This window comes from Sphingomonas sp. ABOLH, assembly GCF_003951715.1.
GTDB classification, from domain to species: domain Bacteria; phylum Pseudomonadota; class Alphaproteobacteria; order Sphingomonadales; family Sphingomonadaceae; genus Sphingomonas; species Sphingomonas hankookensis_A.
The window spans coordinates 53,271-77,688 of record NZ_QQWV01000001.1 but is presented as its reverse complement, the minus strand read 5'-3'; the positions used below and the strand labels follow the sequence as shown (position 1 = coordinate 77,688).

General features: G+C 66.8%; 23 protein-coding genes and 1 tRNA gene. 16 read left to right on the top strand and 8 right to left on the bottom strand.

Going from position 1 to position 24,418, the window contains the following annotated elements:
- Positions 1-72: 72 nt before the first annotated feature.
- Both CA237_RS00405 and hisI read right to left on the bottom strand, forming a co-directional pair.
- Positions 73-546 (bottom strand): hypothetical protein, encoded by a 474-nt coding sequence (locus CA237_RS00405; RefSeq protein ID WP_084401198.1) that lies wholly within the window; start codon positions 544-546, stop codon positions 73-75.
- Positions 543-902 (bottom strand): phosphoribosyl-AMP cyclohydrolase, encoded by a 360-nt coding sequence (gene hisI / locus CA237_RS00400; RefSeq protein ID WP_066687189.1) that lies wholly within the window; start codon positions 900-902, stop codon positions 543-545. Before hisI ends, CA237_RS00405 begins: the two co-directional genes overlap by 4 nt.
- A 114-nt stretch (positions 903-1,016) precedes the next feature.
- Between hisI and purF the strand changes: the two genes are divergently transcribed.
- The 3 genes from purF to CA237_RS00385 all read left to right on the top strand — a co-directional run bounded on the left by purF (position 1,017) and on the right by CA237_RS00385 (position 3,814).
- A complete protein-coding gene (gene purF, locus CA237_RS00395; protein WP_066687191.1) occupies positions 1,017-2,474 on the top strand; it encodes an amidophosphoribosyltransferase in 1,458 nt (485 codons plus the stop codon).
- Positions 2,471-3,178, top strand: coding sequence for an SDR family NAD(P)-dependent oxidoreductase (locus CA237_RS00390; RefSeq protein WP_126012258.1), 708 nt, complete (start codon positions 2,471-2,473; stop codon positions 3,176-3,178). The genes purF and CA237_RS00390 overlap by 4 nt, the downstream gene beginning before the upstream one ends.
- A gap of 255 nt (positions 3,179-3,433) precedes the next feature.
- Positions 3,434-3,814 (top strand): hypothetical protein, encoded by a 381-nt coding sequence (locus tag CA237_RS00385; RefSeq protein WP_198158468.1) that lies wholly within the window; start codon positions 3,434-3,436, stop codon positions 3,812-3,814.
- A 221-nt stretch (positions 3,815-4,035) separates the two neighbouring features.
- On the opposite strand, the gene CA237_RS00380 is transcribed toward CA237_RS00385, so the two are convergent.
- The 4 genes from CA237_RS00380 to CA237_RS00365 form a co-directional block, all read right to left on the bottom strand.
- Entirely contained in the window at positions 4,036-4,728 is a 693-nt protein-coding gene (locus CA237_RS00380; protein WP_066687195.1) for a 2OG-Fe(II) oxygenase, read from the bottom strand.
- A 126-nt stretch (positions 4,729-4,854) separates the two neighbouring features.
- Positions 4,855-5,268 (bottom strand): methylmalonyl-CoA epimerase, encoded by a 414-nt coding sequence (gene mce, locus CA237_RS00375; protein ID WP_066687197.1) that lies wholly within the window; start codon positions 5,266-5,268, stop codon positions 4,855-4,857.
- 138 nt (positions 5,269-5,406) lie between these two features.
- Positions 5,407-6,933: an acyl-CoA carboxylase subunit beta gene (locus tag CA237_RS00370; RefSeq protein ID WP_066687199.1), complete on the bottom strand. Its 1,527-nt coding sequence runs from the start codon at positions 6,931-6,933 to the stop codon at positions 5,407-5,409.
- A gap of 76 nt (positions 6,934-7,009) precedes the next feature.
- Positions 7,010-7,807 (bottom strand): class III extradiol ring-cleavage dioxygenase, encoded by a 798-nt coding sequence (locus CA237_RS00365; RefSeq protein ID WP_066687202.1) that lies wholly within the window; start codon positions 7,805-7,807, stop codon positions 7,010-7,012.
- 104 nt (positions 7,808-7,911) lie between these two features.
- On the opposite strand from CA237_RS00365, the gene CA237_RS00360 reads away from it, so the two are divergent.
- The 12 genes from CA237_RS00360 (at position 7,912) to CA237_RS00305 (ending at position 20,891) form a co-directional block, all read left to right on the top strand.
- A complete protein-coding gene (locus tag CA237_RS00360; RefSeq protein ID WP_066687204.1) occupies positions 7,912-8,454 on the top strand; it encodes a (2Fe-2S)-binding protein in 543 nt (180 codons plus the stop codon).
- 106 nt (positions 8,455-8,560) lie between these two features.
- A complete protein-coding gene (locus CA237_RS00355) occupies positions 8,561-9,544 on the top strand; it encodes an RcnB family protein (RefSeq protein ID WP_066687207.1) in 984 nt (327 codons plus the stop codon).
- Positions 9,545-9,663: 119 nt separating this feature from the next.
- Positions 9,664-10,440, top strand: coding sequence for an enoyl-CoA hydratase-related protein (locus tag CA237_RS00350; RefSeq protein ID WP_066687210.1), 777 nt, complete (start codon positions 9,664-9,666; stop codon positions 10,438-10,440).
- Positions 10,441-10,488: 48 nt separating this feature from the next.
- A complete protein-coding gene (gene scpA / locus CA237_RS00345) occupies positions 10,489-12,618 on the top strand; it encodes a methylmalonyl-CoA mutase (protein WP_066687212.1) in 2,130 nt (709 codons plus the stop codon).
- An 8-nt stretch (positions 12,619-12,626) separates the two neighbouring features.
- Complete coding sequence (gene bioB, locus CA237_RS00340; protein WP_272815280.1) at positions 12,627-13,727, top strand: biotin synthase BioB; 1,101 nt, start codon at positions 12,627-12,629, stop codon at positions 13,725-13,727.
- A 58-nt stretch (positions 13,728-13,785) separates the two neighbouring features.
- Positions 13,786-15,846 (top strand): acetyl/propionyl/methylcrotonyl-CoA carboxylase subunit alpha, encoded by a 2,061-nt coding sequence (locus CA237_RS00335; RefSeq protein WP_126012252.1) that lies wholly within the window; start codon positions 13,786-13,788, stop codon positions 15,844-15,846.
- Between the two features lie 36 nt (positions 15,847-15,882).
- Positions 15,883-17,436: an alpha-amylase family glycosyl hydrolase gene (locus CA237_RS00330; RefSeq protein ID WP_241215395.1), complete on the top strand. Its 1,554-nt coding sequence runs from the start codon at positions 15,883-15,885 to the stop codon at positions 17,434-17,436.
- Positions 17,436-18,446 (top strand): glycosyltransferase family 4 protein, encoded by a 1,011-nt coding sequence (locus CA237_RS00325; RefSeq protein WP_126012249.1) that lies wholly within the window; start codon positions 17,436-17,438, stop codon positions 18,444-18,446. Before CA237_RS00330 ends, CA237_RS00325 begins: the two co-directional genes overlap by 1 nt.
- Positions 18,447-18,502: 56 nt before the next feature.
- A complete protein-coding gene (locus CA237_RS00320; protein ID WP_126012246.1) occupies positions 18,503-18,796 on the top strand; it encodes a plasmid stabilization protein in 294 nt (97 codons plus the stop codon).
- Positions 18,793-19,323, top strand: a complete 531-nt coding sequence (locus tag CA237_RS00315; protein WP_126012243.1) for a CinA family protein — start codon at positions 18,793-18,795, stop codon at positions 19,321-19,323. Before CA237_RS00320 ends, CA237_RS00315 begins: the two co-directional genes overlap by 4 nt.
- A gap of 204 nt (positions 19,324-19,527) precedes the next feature.
- On the top strand, positions 19,528-20,793 hold the full coding sequence (locus CA237_RS00310) for an AI-2E family transporter (RefSeq protein WP_084401201.1): 1,266 nt from the start codon (positions 19,528-19,530) through the stop codon (positions 20,791-20,793).
- Positions 20,794-20,814: 21 nt separating this feature from the next.
- Positions 20,815-20,891: transfer RNA gene (locus tag CA237_RS00305), tRNA-Asp, on the top strand.
- A 32-nt stretch (positions 20,892-20,923) separates the two neighbouring features.
- Here the strand turns inward: CA237_RS00305 and CA237_RS00300 are convergent.
- Positions 20,924-21,853 carry a glyoxylate/hydroxypyruvate reductase A gene (locus tag CA237_RS00300; RefSeq protein WP_241215394.1) on the bottom strand — a complete coding sequence of 310 codons (930 nt, stop codon included), beginning with the start codon at positions 21,851-21,853 and terminating at the stop codon, positions 20,924-20,926.
- Between the two features lie 198 nt (positions 21,854-22,051).
- Here CA237_RS00300 and CA237_RS00295 point away from each other — a divergent pair, with 198 nt between their 5' ends.
- Positions 22,052-23,245 (top strand): heparan-alpha-glucosaminide N-acetyltransferase domain-containing protein, encoded by a 1,194-nt coding sequence (locus CA237_RS00295; protein WP_346773491.1) that lies wholly within the window; start codon positions 22,052-22,054, stop codon positions 23,243-23,245.
- Here CA237_RS00295 and CA237_RS00290 read toward each other — a convergent pair whose 3' ends face one another.
- Positions 23,246-24,412 carry an amidohydrolase gene (locus CA237_RS00290; RefSeq protein ID WP_066687234.1) on the bottom strand — a complete coding sequence of 389 codons (1,167 nt, stop codon included), beginning with the start codon at positions 24,410-24,412 and terminating at the stop codon, positions 23,246-23,248.
- Positions 24,413-24,418: the final 6 nt, after the last annotated feature.

Genomic DNA, 24,418 nt, shown 5'->3' with positions numbered 1-24,418 from the left:
GCCAGCATCGCAACGGCAGCTCGGCTCGCCCTGGACCCCCGCCTGCGCGGGGGTGCGGCACGTCCGTGTAAGCTACCCGCACAACCCCCGCCCGGCCGGATCGCGCAGCGCCGCCGCTTCCGACCCGCTCTCGCTCAACCGGTCGAACTGCAACCCCGACAGCGACGCCCGCCCCCGGCACGCCGCCTCGCACCCCGCCGGCAGCGATCCGGGAAACCGCACGCCATCGCCATAAAACGCGGCATCGAACGCGCAGCCCTTGCCGAAATCGACCCGCATCCGCTCGCCGTCCCGCGAATAGGTCCCGTGCGCGCTGCATCCGATCCCTTCGCCATAATCGACGAACGTTCCGATCCGACCGGTCGTGATGCACAGCCGGTCGCCCTCGCGCGCATACAGCCCGACCGGCTGCGCGGTGGCCGGATCGCGCACCACACCCCGCGCGATCGCCGCCTGCTCCAGCGTCGCTCCTTCCGGCTCGGACGAAGGCGTCGCTTCCTGCGAACAGCCCGCCAGCACCAGCAGGGCCGCCGCCAGCAACCTCATGCCACCGGCACCAGCCGATCGCCCTCGATCCGGCGAAAGAAACAGCTGTCCGCGCCCGTATGACACGCCGGCCCGGTGGGGATGCAGCGAACCCACAAGGCGTCCTGATCGCAATCGATCCGCAGCTCGACGACGCGCAGCACGTTGCCCGACGTCTCGCCCTTCTTCCAGATCGCCTGCCGGCTCCGCGACCAGAAGGTCGCCTCGCCCGTTTCGATCGTCAGCCGCAACGCATCCGCGTTCATATGCGCCACCATTAACGGCGCGCCGCTATCGGCATCGACGCACACCGCGGTCAGCAGCCCGTCGGCGTCGTATTTGGGGTTCAGGGTCAGGCCGGTATCGCGCGGAATCATCCGCAACCCCTATCGCCGATCATGGTTCCGCCGCAATCGACGATCAAAGGGCGACAAATCGATTCAGCCTACCTATATGGCGGCCGTGTGACACGCTTATCCCCGGAAGGGCCTATGTTCACCACCCAACCTTTCGACGACGACAAGCTGCGCGAAGAGTGCGGCATCTTCGGTGTATCCGGCGCGGACGGCGCTGCGGCGCTCGTGGCCCTCGGCCTCCACGCGCTCCAGCATCGCGGGCAGGAAGCGGCCGGCATCTGCAGCTGGGATGGGGCGATGTTCCATACCCAGCGGGCGCAGGGCCATGTCGCGGGCAATTTCGACCGGCCTGAGGTGATCGAATCGCTTCCCGGCGCCACCGCCTGCGGCCATGTCCGCTATTCGACCACCGGTGAGACGTCGAACCGCAACATCCAGCCGCTCTATGCCGAACTGGCGTCGGGCGGGTTCGCAGTGGCGCATAACGGCAATCTTTCCAACGCCATGCGGCTGCGCAAGGATCTGGTCCGCACCGGATCGATCTTTCAGTCGACCAGCGACACCGAAGTCATCATCCACCTCGTCGCGACGTCCAACTACCGGACGCTGCTCGACCGGTTCATCGATGCATTGAAGCAGGTCGAAGGCGCCTATTCGCTGATCTGCATGACGCCAGAGGGCATGATCGCCTGCCGCGATCCGCTGGGCATCCGTCCGCTGGTGATGGGCAAGCTGGGCGACGCGTATATCTTCGCCTCCGAAACCGTCGCGCTCGACGTCGTCGGTGCCGAGTTCGTCCGCGAAGTCGAACCGGGCGAACTGGTCATCGTGTCGAACGGCGAGCTCCGCTCGATCCGCCCGTTCGCGCCGCTGTCCCCGCGTCCCTGCATCTTCGAATGGGTTTATTTCTCACGCCCCGATTCGATCAGCGAAGACCGCTCGGTCTATTCGGTGCGCAAGGCGATCGGTGCCGAACTGGCGCAGGAAAACCCGGTCGAAGCCGATCTGGTCATCCCGGTGCCCGATTCGGGCGTGCCCGCAGCGATCGGCTATGCGCAGGCGTCGGGCATTCCGTTCGAACTGGGCATCATCCGCTCGCACTATGTCGGCCGCACCTTCATCCAGCCCGGCGACAAGGTCCGTCATCTGGGCGTCAAGCTGAAGCACAATGCCAACCGCAAGCTGATCGAGGGCAAGCGCATCGTGCTGGTCGACGATTCGATCGTGCGCGGCACCACCAGCCTTAAGATCGTGCAGATGATGCGCGATGCCGGTGCGGCGGAGGTCCATATGCGCATCGCTTCGCCGCCGACGCGCCATTCGTGCTTCTACGGCGTCGACACCCCCGAACGGGCGAAGCTGCTCGCGGCCAAGCTCGATCTGGGCGGCATGACCGACTATATCCAGGCCGACAGCCTCGCCTTCATCTCGATCGACGGTCTCTATCGTGCGCTCGGCGAAGCCAACCGCACCTCGGTCCGTCCGAAATATTGCGATGCCTGCTTTACCGGCGATTATCCGACGCCGCTGACCGATCAGGACGAAACCAGCTCGGTCGATCAGCTGGCGGTGCTGGCCGAACGCGTCGGATGAGCGACCGGTTGAAGGGGCAGCTGGCGCTCGTCACCGGCGCCAGCCGCGGGATCGGTGCCGCCACCGCCATCGCGCTCGCGGCGCAGGGTGCGCACATCATCCTCACCGCGCGCACGACCGGCGGGCTGGAGGAGGTCGAGGACGCGATCTATGCCGCGGGTGGCTCGGCCACCATCGCGCCGATCGACCTCTACGACCTGACCGCCATCCCGCAGCTGGTGTCGGCGATCGCCGACCGCTGGCGCGCGCTCGACATGCTGGTGCTCAACGCCGGCGCGCTCGGTACGCTGGGGCCGGTGCCGTCGTTCGACCTGAAGGAATTCGACAAGGTGATGGCGCTGAACGTCACCGCCAACGCCGCACTGATCGCCGCCTTCTCGCCGATGCTGCGTCTGGCACGGGCAGGGCGGGTGGTCGGCGTCACCTCCTCGGTCGGTGCCGCCCCGCGCGCCTATTGGGGCATGTACGGCGCGTCGAAGGCCGCGTTCGACAACATCATCGCCAGCTATGGGCTGGAGATGGCGAACATCTCGCCGGTCCGCACCGCCATCGTCGATCCCGGCGCCACCCGGACGAAGATGCGCGAGCGGGCCTATCCCGGTGAAGACCCGCAATCGGTCAAGCCGCCCGAACGGGTTGCCGACGCGATCGTGCGGCTGATGACGGAAGGCTTCGACAGCGGCACCCGCATCCGCGTCGATTGACCGCGGTTCGCCGTCGCTGAAATCATACGTCACCCCAGCGCAGGCTGGGGTCTTCCGGTAACAGCACACAGCAGGAGCCGCAGGAGACCCCAGCCTGCGCTGGGGTGACGTCGTGGTGCACCGCCCACTACGGCACCGTTCGACCAAGGTTCCGAACCCCAGCAAAAACAAATAGTTGGATTCCGTCGGGCCCCGATCCGCGCTCGCTCGTTGTCCGGCGGCTGCGCGTGCAGCTGCCGTTCGAGGAGCCTTCACATGGCCGTAAAATTCGCCGGAACGATGAACGCGATCAATCGCGGACTGGACGAGACCAAGCCCGCCAAGGGCGCGACGATGATCGAGGATTGGGAAGCCGCGCTGGCCGACACCGACGTGCCGGGCGCCAAGGGCATCCTGCGCGACCTCGCATCGCTGCGCAAACAGCTGGAAAAGGATAACCCCGACAGCGACCGCATCCACGACCTGCTCCACCGCCTTGGCGCCGCCACCACGAAGATCGCCGAGAAATCGGACAAGCAGCAGGACAAGCTGCGCGCGCTGGGCGAAGCCTTGAGCGAAGCGGGCGAGGAAACGCCGGACGAGGAAGAAGACACCGAAGCCGCCGCCGCTCCCAAGCGCGCGCGGAAGAAGGGGTAAGGGGCAAGGCGGTGGGCTGTCCGCCGCCTGCTTTCGGCTTTCCTACAGCCACCCGATCCGCCAAAATCGTCACCCCAGGCTCGACCCGGGGTCCCGCTTCTCCTCCACCGATCGTGAGAAAGCGGGACCCCGGATCAAGTCCGGGGTGACGTCATGCGCGGGGAGATAATGGAGCGCCACAAAACCGTGGCGAGTGTGAACTTAGTGAACTTTGGCCGCCCTCAAGGCTCGATCGTCGGGGTCCAGGGCCCCTCGCGAAACCATTTCGTGATGATGTACTTGGTGCCCTCGACCACCGCCATGCCCTCATGCAGCGTGGCGAGGTTCGGGCTTCCATCGGCGTTCATGTTGTTCCACGCGACCAGCATCCCCGGCCGCGGATTGAACCGGACGCCGGCCTGCGGGAACCATGTCGCGCCGCCCTGTTCGACCTCGTTCAGATAGACCATCGCCGTCCAGGTCCGCTGCCCGCCCTGTACCGCCATCGAAGCCCAGTACGGCTCATTCTCGTTGAAATAGTCGTTATGCGCCCGGAACTGCTGGCCCGGCGCGTATCGCTGGCCCTGCATCGTCTCGCCATGCTCCGGCGGGATGCCGAGCAGGTGCGCGATCTTCTCGTCGATCGGCTGAAGCAGCGGGTGCCACCGGTCGAGGTCGCAGCTGTCGCTGGTGCGGAAATTGGGATCGTTGGTCGCGGTCAGCAGCGTCGATTTGCGACGACCCGCATCGATCGTCGCCATCAGCATGTCGCACTCGTCCTCCGACAGGAAGTCGGTGAGCGCGAAGACGACCGCCGCATCGGTCTTGGCCCGGCGGATACCTGGCACGGCCGAAAGCGTCGCCTCGACCGAGCGGCCCCATTCCGCCCGGACAGGGGAGGGGCCACCGGGCGCTTTACGGACAGGCGTATTCATGGCCGGCGTTCAACCAGATAGCGGCGCTAGTGTCGAGGGGGCGGGCGCCGCTATCGTCACGCCGGCGAAGGCCGGAATCCATTGTGTGGGGAGGCTTCGGCTCCATCGAACCGGTCCGCGACCCGCTCAATGCTTGTGCGTCTCCATCAACTCGATGAGCACCCCGCCCATGTCGCGCGGATGGACGAACACGATCGGCGTCCCATGCGCTCCGATCCGTGGCTTCCCCAAGACCCGCGCGCCCTTCGCGGTCAGCTCGGCGACGGCGGCATCGATATCCGCCACCTCGAAGCACAGATGATGCTGCCCCCCCGCCGGGTTCTTTGCCAAAAACCCGGCGATCGGAGAGGCATCGTCATACGGCTCGATCAGCTCGATCTGCATATTGGGCGCATCGATGAAGCACACCTTCACCCCCTGCGCGGGCAGGTCGAACGGCTCCCCGATCGCCTCGGCGCCCAGCAGGTCGCGATACATCGCAATCGACACGGCGATGGACGGCGTTGCGACACCGACATGGTTCAACCGACCGAGGGTCACAACCAATCCTCCCCTGCACGGGGAGGGGGACCATCCGCAGGATGGTGGAGGGGGGCGTCCTGCTCCACCACGGATGCATTGCGGGGCTCGCCCCCTCCACCAGCTTCGGTGGTCCCCCTCCCCGTGCCGGGGAGGAGCTCATAGCGGAATATTGTCATGCTTCTTCCACGGGTTCTCGAGCTTCTTGTTCCGCAGCTTGCGCAGCCCCAGCGCCACCCGGCGTCGGGTCGAATGCGGCAGGATCACCTCGTCGATGAACCCCTTGCTCGCCGCGACGAACGGGTTGGCGAAGCGCGCCTCATATTCGGCCGTCCGCGCCGCGACCTCGGCCGGGTCCTTCGACCGGAAGATGATCTCCACCGCGCCCTTCGCACCCATCACCGCGATCTCGGCGGTCGGCCACGCATAGTTCAGGTCACCACGCAGATGCTTCGACGCCATCACATCATAGGCCCCGCCATAGGCCTTGCGGGTGATCACCGTGATCTTGGGCACCGTCGCCTCGGCATAGGCGAACAGCAGCTTCGCGCCATGCTTGATGATCCCCGAATGCTCTTGGCCGACCCCGGGCAGGAACCCAGGCACGTCGACGAAGGTCACGATCGGGATCTCGAACGCGTCGCAGAAGCGCACGAACCGCGCCGCCTTCTTCGACGAATTGATGTCGAGGCACCCGGCCAGCACCATCGGCTGGTTGGCGACCACGCCGACCGTGCGCCCTTCGATCCGGCCGAAGCCGATGATGATGTTGCCGGCATGGGCGGGCTGCAGTTCGAAGAACTCGCCATCGTCCAGCGTCCGCACGATCAGCTCGTGCATGTCATAGGGCTGGTTGGCGCTCGGCGGGATCAGCGTGTCGAGGCTGGGTTCGATCCGGTCCCACGGATCGTCGCTCGGCCGTTCCGGTACGCCGCTGCGGTTGTTCACCGGCAGGAAATCGACGAAGTCGCGCGCCGCCAGCAACGCCTCGATATCATTCTCGAACGCGCAGTCGGCGACCGACGACTTGGTCGTGTGGGTGATCGCGCCGCCCAGCTCTTCCTGCGTCACCACCTCGTTCGTCACCGTCTTGACCACATCCGGCCCGGTCACGAACATGTAGCTCGAATCCTTCACCATGAAGATGAAGTCGGTCATGGCGGGCGAATAGACCGCGCCGCCCGCGCACGGCCCCATGATGAGCGACAGCTGCGGCACCACGCCCGACGCCAGCACGTTGCGCTGGAACACCTCGGCATAGCCGCCGAGCGACGCGACGCCCTCCTGAATCCGCGCGCCGCCCGAATCGTTCAGTCCGATGACCGGCGCGCCGACCTTCATCGCCATGTCCATGATCTTGCAGATCTTCTGCGCATGGCGCTCCGACAGCGACCCGCCGAACACGGTGAAGTCCTGGCTGAAGACATAGACCAGCCGGCCGTTGACCGTGCCCGATCCCGTCACCACGCCGTCGCCGGGAATGACCTGGTCCGGCATCCCGAAATCGACGCAGTTATGTTCGACATACATGTCGAGTTCCTCGAATGATCCTTCGTCGAGGAACACGTCCAGCCGTTCGCGCGCCGTCAGCTTGCCCTTGGCGTGCTGCGCCGCGACCCGCTTCTCGCCGCCACCGGCCCGGGCGGCCGCGCGGCGCTTCTCCAGCGCTTCGAGTGCTTCGAGCATCGTCTCTCCTTGGCCCGTTGGTCGGGCGTTTCCGCCCTTGTGCCAGCAGGAGGGGGAGAAGCGCAATATTCTTGCGTCACCCGAAGCGATAGCCGGACACGACCCAGCCCATCACCACATCGCGATAGTCGCGGACCGCCGGACCATCGCCACCCGCACCCAGCGCTACCATCAGCGGCAGCAGATGCTCGGCCTCTGGATGGGCAAAGCGGGCATGGGGGAGGTGCTCCCATGCCGCGACCCGCTCCGCCCGCATCGCCGGGTCGGGCTCAGTCACCGCGGCGGTCAGCGCGGCGTCCCATTCGTCGGCGATCGGCGTGACCGACGCCCCACGCGCGCGCAGGTTATGGAAGCTCATGCCCGACCCGATGATCAGCACGCCTTCATCCCTGAGCGGCGCCAGCGCCCGCCCCATCGCGATATGCGCGGCCGGGTCGAGCGAGCGGTCGAGCGATATCTGGACCAGCGGAATATCGGCCTCCGGCACCGCGACCATCATCGGAATGAACACGCCATGGTCCCAGCCGCGCGTCGCTTCCTCCGCCGTTGCAAAGCCGGCACCCTGCAATAGCGCCGCCGCCCGTCGCGCCACGTCCGGCGCACCCGCCGCGTCCCAGCGCAGGTGATAGGTGTGTTCGGGAAAGCCGTAATAATCATAGAGCAGCGACGGCGCCTCGCCGACATGCACGGTTGGCCGATGCGCCTCCCAATGCCCCGAAATCATCAGGATCGCACGCGGCCGTTCAGGCAGCGACGCGATCAGCCCGGCCAGATAGTCCTGCATCGGTCGCCACATCGGATCGGGTGCCTGACCCGGGTTCAGGAAGAAGCAGGGACCACCGCCATGCGGCACGAACAGGGTAGGGAGTGTCATACCCTCACAGGTCGCGCTGCGCCCGCCCGGACTCAAGGCCGCGCACGGAAACGACGCGTTTCGACTTGGCGTCGTGGCATGCAAGTCCCTACAAGGTCGCCCGCATGAGCCGCTTCACCGTCAACAACCTGCCGCAGGAATATCGGCTCGACCCCGAAACACCGCTGCTCTGGGCGCTGCGCGACGTATCGAACCTGACCGGCACCAAATATGGCTGCGGCACCGGCCATTGCGGCGCCTGCACGGTCGATGTCGACGGGCGCGCGGTAAAGTCGTGCCAGGTGACCATCGGCAGCCTGGAAGGGACGTTCGTCACCACGATCGAAGGGCTGGCGCGCGATCGCAGCCACCCGGTGCAGGCGGCGTTCCTCGCGGCGCAGGTCGTGCAATGCGGCTTCTGTATCCCGGGCTTCGTCATGGCGACCGTCGCATTGCTGCGCCAGAACCGCGACCCGAGCGAAGCGGAGATCGCCGCCGCGCTCAACCATCTGTGCCGCTGCGGCATCTATCCCCGCCTGATCGATGCGGTGCGACAGGCCGCGGCCGCGGCGCGTGGCGATGCGACGCTGGCCCCGCCGCCGCGCCCCGGCATCGACCGGGCAGAGGCCGCGCGCGAAACGCCCGCGCTGACCCCGCCAACCAAGTAGCGCCTATTCTTTCAATTGGCTGTCATCGCCATTCAGCAACAGTTGATCGCGCCCGTAATAAACCGCATCCATCGTAGCCGGCGACTTCCGGCGGTGGAGGCAGAGAATGAAGAGCCGTTTCCTGTTGGCCCTGTTGAGCGTGTCGGCGCTGGTCCCGACGGCGGCCATGGCCCAGGCCGATCCGGAGTTTCGCGGACCGCGCGGCGGACGGGAGCGGATCGAACGCTCGCCCGGTGGCGAATCGCCCGGCGCGCGTGCCGAATTCCGCAACGATATCCGCGTCGAAGCACCGCAGCCGCGCCCCGAACGCCCGCGCATCGACGAACAGCGCACCGAACCGCAGCGCGGCTGGCAGGATCGCGGCGACCGCAGCGGCTTCGACCGGCCGCGCCCACCGCGCGACGGCAACGGGCAGATCGACCGCGAGCGGCTGCGCGGCGACTGGCAGCAGGGTAATCGCGGTGACCGCGGCGGGTGGCAGGGGCGGCAGGATGCGCCGCGTCCCGACCGCGACTTCCGAACCCCGCCGCGCGACGCGCAGGGGCAGATCGATCGCGAGGCGCTGCGCCGCGACTGGCCGCGCGCGGATGGCCGTGGCCAGTTCGACCGCGATCGCCGCGAGCAATGGCGCCGGGAACAATGGCGTCGCGAACAGCAGAATGGCGGCTGGGACCGCGATAACCGCGATTGGGGCCGCGACGGTCGCGACTGGGGTCGCAACGACTGGAACCGCGGCGACCGGGACTGGGATCGTGGCAATCGCTGGGAACGCGGCGGCCAGTGGGATCGTGGCTGGCGGCGCGACGACCGCTATGACTGGAACCGCTATCGCCAGCAGAACCGTGGTTTGTACCGCCTGCCGCGTTATTACGCGCCGTCGGGCTGGAGCTATGGCTATCGCCGCTTCGGCGTCGGCGTCCGGCTGAACTCGTTCCTGTTCGGGTCGAACTACTGGATCAACGATCCGTTCTATTATCGCCTGCCGGAGGTGTGGGGGCCGTATCGCTGGGTGCGCTATTATAACGACGCGCTGCTGGTGGACGTCCGTTCGGGCCAGGTGGTCGACGTCGAGTACGACATTTTCTGGTAAGCCTGCCGTTACGGCACGGGCGCGACGCGGCGGGGGCAACCCCGCCGCGCTTGCGTTAGGGCTGGCATTCGCCGCGTCCTTTTCGCAAACCGTATCAAAAGATACGGGAGAGCGATTCGATGGCAGGCGATATTCGGGTGCAGCGGAACGGCGACGTGCTGGGCATCACGCTCGACCGGCCCGACCGGCTGAACGCCGCGCCACCGGCAATGTTCGATGCGATTCGCGATGCGCTGGCGAACCTCGACGGTGCGCGCGCGGTCCTGTTGAGCGGGGCAGGGCGTGCCTTCTGTTCCGGCGCGGATGTGATGGCGGCGCTGGGTGGCGACGATGCGCCTGCCATGACCCATGCCGCGCTCACCAACCATTATAACCCCACGCTGCAGGCGATCGCCGAGCTCCCCGTACCGGTGGTCAGCGCGGTCCGCGGCGCGGCGGCGGGGATCGGGTGCAGCCTCGCGCTCGCCTCCGATTTCTGCGTCGCCGCCGACGATGCCTATTTCCTGCAGGCGTTCGTCAATATCGGCCTCGTCCCCGATGGTGGGGCCAGCTGGATGCTGCCGCGCCTGATCGGGCGTGCGCGGGCCGCCCGCATGATGATGCTCGGCGAACGGGTGCCTGCCGCCACCGCGCTCGACTGGGGCATGATCCACGCCGTCGTCGATGGCGGGAGCCTCGAGGACGAGGCGCTGGCGCTTGCCCGTCGGCTGGCGGCCGGACCGACCGTCGCGCTCGGCCTGATGCGCGCCAATCTCGCCTATGCCCTCGACCATGACTATCCCGCCGCCATGGCGCGTGAGGCGGAAGCCCAGCGCACCGCCCGCGCGACCAGCGACGCGGTCGAAGGTGGCACCGCCTTCCTTACCAAGCGTACTCCCCGTTTTACCGGAGCCTGACATGACCTGCCTCGACTTGCGCCCCCGTCCGGCGGTAGGACCCATGCGATGACCGGCCCGACCCTCGAAGACTGGCAGAAGCTCGCCGCGCGTGAGGTGAAGGATGCCGACCTGAACTGGACCACGCCGGAGGGGATCGTGGTCAAGCCGCTCTACACCGCCGCCGATGCGCCCGATCCCGGTCTGCCCGGCTTCGCGCCGTTCACGCGCGGGGTGAAGGCGTCGATGTATGCCGGGCGTCCCTGGACCATCCGCCAATATGCCGGTTTCTCGACCGCCGAGGAATCGAACGCCTTCTACCGCCGCAACCTCGCCGCCGGGCAGAAGGGGCTGTCGGTCGCCTTCGACCTCGCCACCCATCGTGGCTATGACAGCGACCACCCGCGCGTGGCGGGCGATGTGGGGAAGGCCGGGGTCGCGATCGACACGATCGACGACATGAAGATCCTGTTCGACGGCATCCCATTGGACACCATGTCGGTCAGCATGACGATGAACGGCGCGGTGCTGCCCTGCCTCGCCTTTTACATCGTCGCGGCGGAGGAACAGGGCGTCGGCCCGGACAAGCTGTCGGGCACGATCCAGAACGACATCCTCAAGGAGTTCATGGTCCGCAATACCTACATCTATCCGCCCGAGCCATCGATGCGGATCGTGTCGGACATCATCGCCTATACCGCCGAGCACATGCCACGGTTCAACAGCATCTCGATCAGCGGCTATCACATGCACGAAGCCGGGGCGACGGCGGTGCAGGAACTGGCGTTCACGCTGGCCGACGGCATGGCCTATGTCCGCGCGGCGCTGGCACGCGGGCTGGATATCGACGCGTTCGCCGGGCGGCTGTCCTTCTTCTTCGGCATCGGCATGAACTTCTTCATGGAGATCGCCAAGCTGCGCGCCGCGCGTACGCTGTGGAGCCGGATCATCGCCGATTTCGGCGGCAACGCCCGCAGCCAGATGCTGCGCACCCACTGCCAGACCAGTGGCGTCTCGCTGACCGAGCAGGACCCGTACAACAACGTCATCCGCACCACCGTGGAGGCGATGGCAGCTACCTTCGGCGGCACCCAGTCGCTCCACACCAACTCGCTCGACGAAGCGGTGGCACTTCCGACCGACTTCTCTGCCCGGATCGCGCGCAATACGCAGCTGATCCTTCAGGAAGAGACCGGCATGACCCATGTCGTCGATCCCTTGGGCGGCAGCTATTATGTCGAGGCGCTGACGAAGGAACTGGCCGACAAGGCATGGGCGCTGATCGAGGAGGTCGAGGCAGCGGGCGGCATGATCGACGCCGTGAACTCCGGCCTGCCCAAGGAACATATCGAACGCGCCGCCGCCGCCCGGCAGGCGCGAGTCGACCGCGCCGAGGACGTCATCGTCGGCGTCAACAAATACCGGCTGGCCGAGGAAGACCCGATCGACATCCTCTCGATCGACAATGCCAAGGTCCGCGCCGACCAGATCCGCCGGATCGAACGGGTGAAGGCAACACGCGACGAAGCCAAGACCCAGGCCGCGCTAACCGCGCTACAGGACGGCGCACGCGGCGACGGCAATCTGCTGGCGCTGTGTGTCGCCGCCGCCCGCGCCCGCGCGACTTTGGGCGAGATGTCGGCGGCGATGGAGGTCGCATTTGGTCGTCACGCCGTATCGGTCACGCCGGTCAAGGGCATTTACGGCCCGGCCCATGCCGATGACAGCGGCTGGCTGCGCGCCGGCGAGGGCGTCGCGGCGGTCGAGCGCCGCCTGGGCCGCAAACCCCGCATGCTGGTCGCGAAGATGGGGCAGGACGGTCACGATCGCGGTGCGAACGTCGTCGCCAGCGCCTTTGCCGATCTCGGCTTCGACATCGTGTCCGGCCCACTGTTCCAGACCCCGGAGGAAACTGCGCAGCTGGCGATCGCCGAGGGGGTCGATGTCGTCGGCGCGTCCAGCCTCGCCGCCGGGCACAATACGCTGATCCCCGAACTCATCGGACGCCTTGCCGATGCCGGGCGCAGCGATATCCGTGTCATCGCGGGCGGGGTCATCCCGCCACAGGATTATGCGCTGCTCCGCGACGCCGGGGTGGCGGCGATCTTCGGACCGGGCACCAACCTGGTCCATGCCGCGGCGGAGGTGCTGAAACTGCTCGGCCACAACCTCCCGCCGGTTGGAGAGACTGTCGAATGAATGTGATTGTGTCTGTACCTGCAAACGCCACCCATACCCCCGCGCAGGCGAGGGGGCAAAGCGGCGAGCGCGACGCCCTTGGTTCTGGGCCCCCGCCTGCGCGGGGGTGCGCCGAACAAGTTCGGCACAACTGGACCCGCGCCGAAATCGCCGACCTGTTCGACCTCCCCTTCGACGAACTGATGTTCCGCGCCCAGACCGTCCACCGCGCGCACCATGCGGTCGGGCAGGTACAGCTCTGCACATTGTTGTCGATCAAGACCGGCGGCTGCCCCGAGGATTGCGGCTATTGCTCGCAATCGGCCAGCGCCGACACGCAGCTGAAGGCCGAAAAGCTGATGGACGTCGACGCCGTCCTAGCCATCGCCGCCGAGGCGAAGGCGGCAGGATCGCAGCGCTTCTGCATGGGTGCGGCATGGCGCAACCCCAAGGACCGCGACATGGACAAGATCGTCGCGATGGTCGAGGGCGTGGCGGCGATGGGCATGGAGACCTGCATGACGCTCGGCATGCTGACCCCGGATCAGGCGCAGCGGCTGGGGCAGGCGGGCCTCGACTATTACAACCACAATATCGACACCTCGCCCGAAAACTACGCCAACGTCATCACCACCCGGACGTTCGACGACCGGCTCGACACGTTGGCGCATGTGCGGGAGGCGGGGATCAACGTCTGCTGCGGCGGCATCGTCGGCATGGGCGAAACCCGCGCCGATCGCGTCGGCTTCGTCCACGCACTCGCCACGCTGCCCCGCCATCCCGATAGCGTGCCGGTCAATGCGCTGGTGCCCGTCAAGGGCACGGTGCTCGGCAACATGCTCGCCGACACGCCGCTCGCGAAGCTCGACGACATCGAATTCGTCCGCACCGTCGCCGTCGCGCGCATCACCATGCCGATGAGCATGGTGCGCCTGTCCGCCGGCCGCGAAAGCATGTCGGACGCGACGCAGGCGCTGTGCTTCATGGCCGGGGCGAACTCGATCTTCACCGGCGACCGGTTGCTGACCACCGGCAATGCCGGCGACGATGCCGATGCTGCGCTGCTGGCGAAACTGGGCATGACGCCGATGGTCGCCGACGAGCCGATGCGCAAGGGCGGGTGCTGCTGACGCCGCACCGCCGGAATGGATGCTGACCCTGCCACAGCAGGGCGGACGGGAGAGTGACGTGTTCAAGAAGATTCTGGTCGCCAATCGCGGCGAAATCGCGTGCCGGGTGATGCGGACCGCCAAGCGGATGGGGATCGCGACCGTCGCGGTCTATTCCGATGCCGACGCGCGCGCGCCGCACGTCATGATGGCGGACGAGAGCGTGCGGCTGGGTCCGGCACCTGCCGCACAGAGCTATCTGGTCCCCGAACTGATCCTCGCTGCCGCCAAGGCAACCGGCGCCGACTGTATCCATCCCGGCTATGGCTTCCTGTCGGAACGCGAAAGCTTCGCGCGCGCCTGTGCCGATGCCGGCATCGCCTTTGTCGGCCCGCCGCCGAACGCCATCGCCGCGATGGGCGACAAGATCGAATCGAAGAAACTGGCGCAGGCGGCCGGCGTCAACGTCGTCCCCGGCTTTCTGGGCGAGATCGCCGACACCGAGGAAGCGGTGCGGATCGCCACCGACATCGGCTATCCGGTGATGATGAAGGCCTCGGCCGGCGGCGGCGGCAAGGGTATGCGCCTGGCGTGGAGCGAACAGGACGTCCGCGAGGGCTTCGACGCGACCAAGCGCGAGGGGCTGGCCAGCTTCGGCGATGACCGCGTCTTCATCGAAAAGTTCATCGAAAGCCCGCGACACATCGAAATCCAGGTGCTGGGCGACCAGCATGGCAACATCGTCTATCTCGGTGAGCGCGAATGCTCGATCCAGCGCCGCCACCAGAAGGTCGTCGAGGAGGCACCGTCGCCCTTCGTGACCCCCGCGATGCGTAAGGCGATGGGCGAACAGGCGGTCGCGCTTGCGCGGGCGGTAGGCTATTATTCGGCCGGTACGGTCGAACTGATCGTGTCAGGCGCCGATACGACCGGCGAGAGCTTCTACTTCCTCGAAATGAACACTCGCCTGCAGGTCGAGCATCCGGTGACCGAGGAAATTACCGGCCTTGACCTCGTCGAACAGATGCTGCGCGTCGCGGCCGGCGAGAAGCTGGCCTTCACCCAGGACGAGGTAAAGCTGACCGGCTGGGCGATCGAAAACCGCGTCTACGCCGAAGACCCCTATCGCGGCTTCCTGCCCAGCACAGGGCGGCTGACGCGCTACGTGCCGCCTGCCACCCGCGATCCGTATCAAAGCGTTACAGAAACGTACCGTCCGAGTACGCCCCCCGTCGAGCACCAAGCGCCCCGCACCCGCGTCGACGACGGCGTCGTCGAAGGGGGCGAGGTCAGCATGTTCTACGACCCGATGATCGCCAAGCTCGTCACCTGGGCACCGACCCGCGAAGCCGCGATCGATGCGCAGGTCGCCGCGCTCGACCGCTTCGAACTGGCCGGCGTCGGCAACAATATCGATTTCCTCTCCGCCATCATGCAGCACCCTCGCTTCCGCGAAGGCGCGCTGACGACCGGCTTCATCGCGGAGGAATATCCCGAGGGCTTCCACGGCGCGCCGGCCGATCCCGCCCTGCTGCGACAACTGGCGGCGGTCGCGGTGGTGATCGACCTCGAACAATCGCACCGCGTCCGTTCGATCGATGGCCAGCTCGGCACCCGTCCGGCCCCTTCGACCGAACGGATCGTTACCATCGGCGAGCATCGCTTCGACATCTGCGTCGACGGCTATGACGGCGGGCTGCTGGTCAATATCGATGGCGACATGCCGCTCGACGTCGTGATGCACTGGCGCCCCTCGCAGCGCGTCGTGGTCGCGCGGATCGACGACGCCGAACTGGCCGTCCGCGTCGCCCGCACCATCGGCGGGTGGAAGCTGACCGCCCGCGGCGCCACCCACCTTGTCCGAGTCCTGCCGCCGCATGTCGCCGACCTCACCCGGCACATGATCGAAAAGGTCCCGCCCGACCTGTCGCGCTTCCTGCTCTGCCCGATGCCCGGCCTGTTGACCCGCGTCGAGGTGGCCGAAGGGCAGAGGGTCGAGGCCGGACAGCCGCTGGCCGTGGTCGAGGCGATGAAGATGGAGAACATCCTGCGCGCCGAACGGCCTGGCACCGTCGCCCGCATCGCCCATGCCGCCGGCGACAGCCTGGCGGTCGATGCGGTCATCATGGAGTTCGAATAAGGGGGAACGTTTTCCCCGCTGGCGGCTTGTCGGTGCGTGATCGTTTCCCAAACGCAACCATGGTGGCAGGCCGCCTCCATCTACCAAATCTACCCCCGCTCCTTCGCCGATAGCGACGGGGACGGGATCGGTGACCTGAACGGGATCGCCGACCGGCTCGACTATCTGGTCGATCTCGGCATTGATGCAATCTGGATTTCGCCGATCTACCCATCGCCCATGGCCGATTTCGGCTATGACGTGGCCGACTATACCGGCATCGACCCGCGCTTCGGCACGCTTGCCGATTTCGACGCGCTACTGGCAAAGGCACATGCGGCGGGCATCCGCGTGCTGCTCGATTTCGTGCCGAACCATAGCTCCGACCGGCATCCCTGGTTCGTCGAAAGCCGCTCGATGCGCGATAATCCCAAACGCGACTGGTATATCTGGCGCGATCCGGCACCCGATGGCGGCCCGCCCAACAACTGGATCAGCGATTTCGGCGGGCCGGCATGGACCTTCGATCCCGCCACCGGCCAATATTATTCACGCGCCTTCCTGCCCGAACAGCCCGACCTGAACTGGCGCAATCCCGAGGTGCAGGCCGCGATGCTGGCGGCGATGCGTTTCTGGTTCGAACGCGGGGTCGACGGTTTCCGCATCGATGTGCAGTGGCACATGGTCAAGCATGCCGACTTCCCCGACAATCCGCCCAACCCGCATTTCCGCGAAGGCATGGGCGACATGCACCGCGTGCTCCAGCTCCATTCGACCGACCAGCCCGAGGTTCACGCCATCGGCACCGCCATGCGCGACCAAGCGGACGAATTCGGCGCGGTGCTGGTCGGCGAAATCTATCTGCCGATCCCGAAGCTGATGACCTATTACGGCACGACGGAAGCGCCCGGCGTCCACCTGCCGTTCAATTTTCAGCTGATCGAGGCGAAGTGGGACGCTGCCGAACTCGCCGCCCGCATCATCGAGTATGAAGCGGCGCTGCCCGCGGGCGGCTGGCCCAACTGGGTGCTCGGCAACCACGACCGTCCCCGCATCGCCACCCGCGTCGGCAGGCGCCAAGCGCGGGTCGCGGCGATGCTGCTGCTGACGCTGCGTGGTACGCCGACGCTGTACCAGGGCGACGAACTGGGCCTGACCGATGCGCAGGTACCGCCCGACAAGGTACAGGACCCCCGCGAGCTGCGCGAACCCGGCCTCGGTCTCGGCCGCGATCCGGTGCGTACCCCGCTGCCATGGGATGCGAAGGGCGGCTTTACCACCGGCGATCCGTGGCTGCCCATCGACCCCGCGCACCTGCCGCTCAACGTCGCCGCACAGGCGGAGGACCCGGTGTCGATGCTGACCTTCTACCGCCGCCTCCTCGCACTACGGCGCGCGACGCCCGAGCTGGCGACCGGACCGATCGACGATGTCCGCGCCGAAGGGGACGTGCTGACCTACCGCCGGGGCCCGTATCGCATCGCCCTCAACCTGTCCGACGCCCCGGCCGTCATCGCGATCGAACCCGGGCAGGTCATCCTGTCGACGCACCCCGCCGCCGATCCCACCCGCCTGCGTCCCGCCGAGGGGCTGATCCTGAAAGTCGACTGATGCGTATCGCGATGATTGCCCCGATCGCGTGGCGCACGCCGCCGCGCCACTATGGCCCGTGGGAGCTGGTCACCAGCCTGCTGACCGAGGCGCTGGTCGCGCGCGGGGTCGACGTGACCCTGTTCGCCACGCAGGACAGTATCACCGCCGCGACCCTCGCCGGGGTCGTGCCTGCACCCTATAGCGAAGACCGGTCGATCGACGCGAAGGTGTGGGAATTCGCGCACCTCGCCCATGTCTTCGAACGCGCCGGCGAATTCGACCTGATCCACAATCAGGCGGATTTTCCGGCCCATGCCTTTTCGGGGCTGGTCGACACCCCGATGGTGACGACGATCCACGGCTTTTCGTCCGACCGCATCCTGCCGATGTACGCCCCCTATCAGGACCGGGTGCACTATGTCGCGATCAGCGATGCCGACCGCCATCCCTCGTTGCGCTATGCCGCGACGATCCATCACGGTATCCCGCTCGACGACTTTCCGTTCGATGCACAGGGCAGCGACGACCTGCTGTTCTTCGGCCGGATGCATCCGGACAAGGGTGCAGCGGAAGCCATTGCCGCCGCGCACGCCGGCGACCGCCGCCTGCACATGGCCGGGATCGTGCAGGACGACCGCTACTGGCGCGAGGAGGTCGAGCCGCACATCGACGGTGACCGCGTGGTCTTCCACGGCGCTGTCGGCGGCAAGGCGCGGACCGACCTGCTGGGCGGCGCCCGCGCGCTGCTCCATCTGATCGGCTTCGACGAACCCTTCGGCCTTTCGGTGGTGGAGGCGATGGCCTGCGGCACGCCGGTCATCGCCTATAACCGCGGTTCGATGCCCGAACTGATCGAACACGGCGTCAACGGCTTCTTGGTCGACACCCTCGACCAGGCCATCGCCGCGATCGACCGCGTCGCGGAGATCGACCGCGCAAATTGCCGCAAAATCGTCGCCGAACGCTTTTCGGTCGAGGCGATGGCCGAACGCTATCATGCGTTATACACTTCGATCCTGTCGGTATGAAACCGGCCTAAGTCGTTGATCGTTCGATCCTTCATCCGTTGTGATGGAGGGATCGCATGCCGCGCGGCGACAAGAGCAGCTATACCGACAAGCAGAAACGCAAGGCCGAGCATATCGAGCAGGGCTATGAAGCGCGCGGCGTGCCGGAAAAGGAAGCGGAGGCCCGCGCCTGGGCGACCGTCAACAAGGATTCGGGCGGCGGTAACAAATCCGGCTCGGGCCGCGGCAAGCCCGACAGCCATGGCTCGGCGCGTCGCGGTGGCAAGGCGGCGGCGAAGCGCCCCGCCGCCGATCGCTCCGCTGCCGCAAGGAAGGGCTGGGAGACCCGCCGCAAGAACGGCACCGCATGACCGAGACACTGGCCCCCGCCTTGCCCGACGCGGTCGAGCAGGCCGCTGCTGATCTGCTCGAATCCGCCTGCGCCGCCGACGTAACCCTCGCCACGGCCGAAAGCTGCACCGGGGGAATGCTTGCCGCGCTGCTGACCGATGTAGAGGGTTCCTCGCACGCCTTCGACCGGGGGTTCGTCGTCTATAGCGAGGCCGCCAAATGCGAGTTGCTCGGCGTCGACCGCGGGATGCTCGACGATTGCGGCGCTGTCAGTCGCGACGTGGCCGAAGCGATGGCGCGCGGCGCGCTGCGTGGGTCGGATGCCGATATCGCGCTGGCGGTGACCGGCTTTGCGGGGGAGGGCGCGCCGGGCGATGAAGCGGGGTTGGTCCATTTCGCGTGCGCGCGACGCGACGGACCGGTCGCGACCGCCGAATGCCATTACGGCAATATCGGTCGCGGCGCGGTCAGGATCGCGCCACTGGGCGAGGCGCTCAAGATGATGCGCACCGCGATCGACCAGTCCGCGTCGCCCGACGATATTTAGGGAAATAGAACGCATACCCCATATCGTCACCCCGGACTTGATCCGGGGTCCCGCTGCTTCTCGACACCAAAGTGAAAGCAGGACCCTGGGTCAAGCCCGGAATGAGGAAACGGAAGGGGCATTAGTTCGCATCATGGCGCGAATCCCGCTTCCATGCGTTACGCCGTCATTGGCGGGTATCGCCAGGGGGGCTAGACTGATTCCATGGCAGATTCCGCAACCGAATCCACTGCTTCGCCGCCGCCGGTCGAGCGCGCCGGCGCGACCGGGACCGCTGCCACGCCGCCGTCCGATCCGGTCGATGCGGTGGTCGATGCCCCGACCGAGGAGTTGCGTCGCGACCGGTTGCTCGCCGCGCTGACGCTGATCGCCGGCGTCGGGCTGGTGCTCGCGCTGCCCTTCGCCTTGCAGGCGGGCGCGCGCTTCTTCCTGCCGCTGACCGCCGCGATCGTCATCGCCATCGCGCTGGTCCCGCTGCTCGAATGGCAGGAACGCCACCGCGTACCCGCGCCGCTGGCCGCCTTCTTCTGCGTCATGCTGTTCCTGATCGTCGCCAATGGCGCGCTGGCGTCGATCGTCGTGCCGGCCTGGGGCTGGGCGCAGATATTGCCCGACCGCATCGACCGCGTGCAGCAGAATGTCGCACCGCTGATCGACTTCTACGCCAGCCTCGAAAAATTCGTGAACGGCCTGATCGCGAACGTCGCGACCGCGCCGGCCAAGCAGACCGCGACCAGCGTCGCACCGCCGCAATCGTTGCTCGATCTGGTGACGACCTCCGCCCCGTCGGCGCTGTTGGAGATGTTCTTCGCGATCCTCGTGATCTATTTCTTCCTCGCCGGCTGGACCAATTTGCGTCGAGCCGCGATCACCGGGCGCAGCAGCTTTGGCGGTGCGATGGCGACCGCGCGCGTGATCCAGAATGTCGTCGACGACACCTCGGCCTATCTGGGGACGATCACGCTTATCAACCTGATGCTGGGCGTTATCGTCGCGCTGGCGCTATGGTATATCGGCATGCCGACACCGCTGATGTGGGGCGGCATCGTCGCGTTGCTGAACTATGTGCCCTATCTCGGGCCGATCTTCGCCGCGCTGCTGCTGGCGCTGGGCGGATTGATGACCTTCACCGATATCTGGTGGGCGCTGCTGCCCGCCGCGATCATGGTCGGAGCGCATCTGGTCGAGGCGAACGTCATCACCCCACTGGTCGTCGGCCACCGCCTGACGATCAATCCGCTGATGATCCTGATTACCCTCAGCTTCTGGGGCTGGGTCTGGGGCACGCCCGGCGCGCTGCTGGCCGTTCCGCTGCTGATCATCATCCAAACGGTGCTGAAAGGCGCGGGGAAGCCCGACATTGCCGGCTTCCTGTTCGAACACGGCACGCTGGTGCAGGACGTGCCGCCGCCGCAACGAAATGCAGGAAATGCCAATAGCGGCGTTGACAGCCCCGGCGCGGCTCCGTAAAGGCCGCCTCCTCGCTAGAGAGCGGGTGTAGCTCAGTTGGTTAGAGCGCCGGCCTGTCACGCCGGAGGTCGCGGGTTCGAGCCCCGTCACTCGCGCCATGGCGCATCATTTTGGATGCGGCCACAGCGCTTCAATATCCCCGATCGCGCTCGACGATGCCGATCATCGGCTCGCCCGCCAGATGGCGGCGCAGATTGGCGATCACCGCCTTCCCCGAACCTTCGCTATCGGTCGCCGCCGCCACATGCGGCGTGACCACGACGCGCGGATGCGTCCACAGTGGATCGCCCGCCGGCAGCGGCTCGACCGGCGTGACGTCGAGGATCGCGCGCGACAGCCGCCCGCTGTCGAGCGCCGCGATCAATGCCGGCGCATCGAGATGCCCGCCACGCCCCGCGCTGACGATCGCCGCGCCCGCCGGCATCTGCGCGAACAGATACGTACCTAGGAAGCCGCGCGTCTCATGGGTGAGGGGAAGCAGGCTCACCAGAATGTCGGTCTGCGCGGCAAAGGAACGCAGCCCGTCCGCGCCGTGGAAACAAGTGACCCCGGCCACCTCGCGCGGCGACCGGCTCCATCCCGATAGCGCGAAACCGAACGGTGCGAGTGCCGCCAGCGCGGCCTTGCCCATCTGCCCCAACCCGGCGATCCCGACACGACGCGCAGCCGCCGGAACCTGCGGCAGTTGCTGCCACAGCTCGTTCCGTTGCTGGTCGGCATAGGCATATAGATCGCGGTGGAGCGCCAGCACCGTCATCGCGGCATATTCCGCCATCGCAGCAGCAAGGTTCGGCTCGATCAGCCGAACGACGGTGACGTTCGCCGGAATCTGGCCGAGATCGAGCTGGTCGACGCCGGCCCCGATCGAGAACAGCACCTCAAGGTTCGGCAGCGTTTCGATCAATCCGGTCGGCAATGTCCATGCCGCGAGGAACCGCACATCGGCCGGATCGCCGATATCGGGCGACAGTCGTACCTCCAACTCGGGCAGGGCCTGCGCGAGCATCGATGCCCATACCCGTCCGCGCTCGGGTGCTGCGACATACAGGAACGTCGTCACCGGCACTTCCCGTGGTGATGGGCCTTGAAGGTTCCCGGCATGGCCTGCTTCCTCGCTGCACGAAATTTCCCTCCGTCTTAGCCTGACATTCCCGGCCATGTCATCGCGAGCGACGATCATCGCCGACAGAAATTATTGATATAACATCACGCGTAAAAGTCGGTATGCGGGCAACCATGATCGATTCGGAAGTATCGCGTGGCCACCGCAACCTTTGACGGCATCGCCCACCGCGCCGTCGCCACCATGCCGAGGGTAGCCGCGACGGCCCGGCTGCAGTCGATCGACGCGCTGCGCGGTTTCGTGATGGTCGTCATGCTGCTCGACCATGTGCGCGAGACCTTTTTCCTGCACATGCAGGTCGGCGATCCCGTCGATGCCCGCACCGTCCTGCCCGCGCTGTTCTTCACCCGGTTGTTGAGCACGATTTGCGCGCCGGTATTCGTGGCGCTGACCGGGTTGTCGGCGTGGCTCTATGGCCAGAAGCATTCGCGTGCCGAATTGTCCGGCTTCCTGTTGCGGCGGGGCGTGTTCCTGTTGCTTCTGGAAATCAGCTTCGTGTCGTTCGCGTGGTCGGCACGGTTCCCGCCACAGACGATCTGGCTGCAGGTGATCTGGGCGATCGGCGTCAGCATGATCTGCCTGGCCGGCGCGGTGCATCTGTCGCGCACGGTCGTCGTTGCGCTCGGCCTCGCCATCGTTTGCGGCCACAATCTGCTCGACGGGATCGTGCTGGCACCGGGGGATGCCTTCTACGTCCCCTGGGCGCTGCTGCACCAGCGCGCCGCGTTCGACCTTGCCGGTATCACCATCAAGACGACCTACCCGGTCCTGCCATGGATCGGCGTCATCCTGCTCGGCTATGGCATGGGGCCGTGGTTCGGTCGGGGTGCAGACCCGGTGGTGCGGCAACGCCGGCTGCTGCTGCTGGGGGTCGGCCTCGTCGCCGGGTTCGTCCTGCTGCGCATGCTCAACCTGTATGGCGACCGCCCCTGGGTGGATGCCGGCACGCTGCTGCGGACCGTGATCGGCTTTCTCGCGCTGACCAAATATCCGCCATCGCTGCTCTTCCTGATGTCGACGCTGGGCGTGGGGGCGTTGCTGCTCGTCCTGTTCGAGCGGGCCCGGTGGCCGCAAGTGATCGGACCGCTGGCGACGCTGGGTAGCGCGCCGATGTTCTATTATCTGCTGCACCTGTACGTTCTGCGCGTCGGATATCTGGTCGCGCTCGCGGTGTCGGGGCCGAACGACGGCGATCTGTTCGTGCTCGGCCATCTCGGCTGGATTTGGGCCTGCTATGCCGTGCTCGTCGTCGCGCTGTATTTCCCGACCCGCTGGTTTGCGGGCGTGAAGCAGCGCCGCCGGGACATTGCCTGGCTGAAATATCTCTGATCAGTCGGCGACGACGCCCACCACCCGCGCCGCCAGCGCCGTGATCCACGCCATGCCCGGGCCGATGATCGCATCGTTGAAGTCGTATCGCGGATGGTGGAGCGCGGCATTCTCCCCCTCGGTCCGTGCCTGCCCCAGCCAGACATAGGCACCCGGACAGGCCTGAAGCATGAAGGAAAAGTCCTCCGACGTGAACGCCGGATCGGGCGCCTCGGCATGGGACAGGCCGGCATCCGCCGCTGCCGCCAGTGCGATCGCGGCAGCACCCGGATCGTTGATCGTCGCCGGGTAATAACGGGTATAGGTCACCTCGACTCGCGTATCGCTGGCGATGCCGATCCCTTCCGCCATCGACCGGATCGCTGCCTCGACGATCTCCTGCGCTTGGGCGTCGAACGTGCGGACCGTCCCGACCAGCCGCACCTCCGCCGGGATGACGTTGTGAGTCAGCCCGCCGGCCATCTGCGTGACCGACAGCACGGCGGAGCGGGTCGGCGGCACCCGGCGCGCGACGATGGTGTTGAGCTGCGTCACCAGCTGCGCGGCCGCCAGCACCGCGTCGGGCGTGGTGTGCGGCTGCGCGGCATGGCCGCCCTTGCCGTGGATTGCGATCTCGAACTTGTCGGCCGCCGCCATGATCGGCCCGGGCCGCGTCTGCAACTCGCCCGCCGGCAGGTCGGGCCAGTTATGCAGCGCATAGACATAGTCGCACGGAAAACGCTCGAACAACCCGTCCTCGATCATCGCCCGCGCGCCGGCATGGCCTTCTTCGGCAGGCTGGAAGATGAAATGGATCGCGCCGTCGAACGGCGGCAGCGACGCCAGATGCCGCGCCGCGCCGATCAGGATCGCGGTATGGCCGTCATGGCCGCAGCCGTGAAAGACGCCCGCCGTCTTGCTGGCATAGGCCGGCGATCCCTCTTCGTGGAACGGCAGCGCGTCCATATCGGCGCGCAGCCCCAGAGCGGGACCCGGCCGCCCGTGCGTCAAGGTGCCGACGACACCCGTCCCGCCGATACCTGTCGTAACCCGCAGCCCGACGGCGGCCAGCTGTTCCGCAACCAGCGCGGCGGTCCGGTGCTCGGCAAAGGCCAGTTCGGGATGGGCATGAATATCGTGCCGGATCGCGGTCACGGCGTCGATGATGTCGGCAAAACGCTGATACATGGCATG

Excerpts from the sequence above, each read along its gene's own strand:
- CA237_RS00405 (WP_084401198.1), bottom strand. The coding sequence starts at position 546 with ATGAGGTTGCTGGCGGCGGCCCTGCTGGTGCTGGCGGGCTGTTCGCAG.
- hisI (WP_066687189.1), bottom strand. The coding sequence starts at position 902 with ATGATTCCGCGCGATACCGGCCTGACCCTGAACCCCAAATACGACGCC.
- CA237_RS00385 (WP_198158468.1), top strand. The coding sequence starts at position 3,434 with ATGGCCGTAAAATTCGCCGGAACGATGAACGCGATCAATCGCGGACTG.
- purF (WP_066687191.1), top strand. The coding sequence starts at position 1,017 with ATGTTCACCACCCAACCTTTCGACGACGACAAGCTGCGCGAAGAGTGC.
- CA237_RS00370 (WP_066687199.1), bottom strand. The coding sequence starts at position 6,933 with ATGCTCGAAGCACTCGAAGCGCTGGAGAAGCGCCGCGCGGCCGCCCGG.
- CA237_RS00325 (WP_126012249.1), top strand. The coding sequence starts at position 17,436 with ATGCGTATCGCGATGATTGCCCCGATCGCGTGGCGCACGCCGCCGCGC.
- scpA (WP_066687212.1), top strand. The coding sequence starts at position 10,489 with ATGACCGGCCCGACCCTCGAAGACTGGCAGAAGCTCGCCGCGCGTGAG.
- CA237_RS00310 (WP_084401201.1), top strand. The coding sequence starts at position 19,528 with ATGGCAGATTCCGCAACCGAATCCACTGCTTCGCCGCCGCCGGTCGAG.
- CA237_RS00360 (WP_066687204.1), top strand. The coding sequence starts at position 7,912 with ATGAGCCGCTTCACCGTCAACAACCTGCCGCAGGAATATCGGCTCGAC.
- CA237_RS00390 (WP_126012258.1), top strand. The coding sequence starts at position 2,471 with ATGAGCGACCGGTTGAAGGGGCAGCTGGCGCTCGTCACCGGCGCCAGC.
- CA237_RS00365 (WP_066687202.1), bottom strand. The coding sequence starts at position 7,807 with ATGACACTCCCTACCCTGTTCGTGCCGCATGGCGGTGGTCCCTGCTTC.
- CA237_RS00350 (WP_066687210.1), top strand. The coding sequence starts at position 9,664 with ATGGCAGGCGATATTCGGGTGCAGCGGAACGGCGACGTGCTGGGCATC.
- CA237_RS00320 (WP_126012246.1), top strand. The coding sequence starts at position 18,503 with ATGCCGCGCGGCGACAAGAGCAGCTATACCGACAAGCAGAAACGCAAG.
- CA237_RS00290 (WP_066687234.1), bottom strand. The coding sequence starts at position 24,412 with ATGTATCAGCGTTTTGCCGACATCATCGACGCCGTGACCGCGATCCGG.
- CA237_RS00315 (WP_126012243.1), top strand. The coding sequence starts at position 18,793 with ATGACCGAGACACTGGCCCCCGCCTTGCCCGACGCGGTCGAGCAGGCC.
- CA237_RS00380 (WP_066687195.1), bottom strand. The coding sequence starts at position 4,728 with ATGAATACGCCTGTCCGTAAAGCGCCCGGTGGCCCCTCCCCTGTCCGG.
- CA237_RS00355 (WP_066687207.1), top strand. The coding sequence starts at position 8,561 with ATGAAGAGCCGTTTCCTGTTGGCCCTGTTGAGCGTGTCGGCGCTGGTC.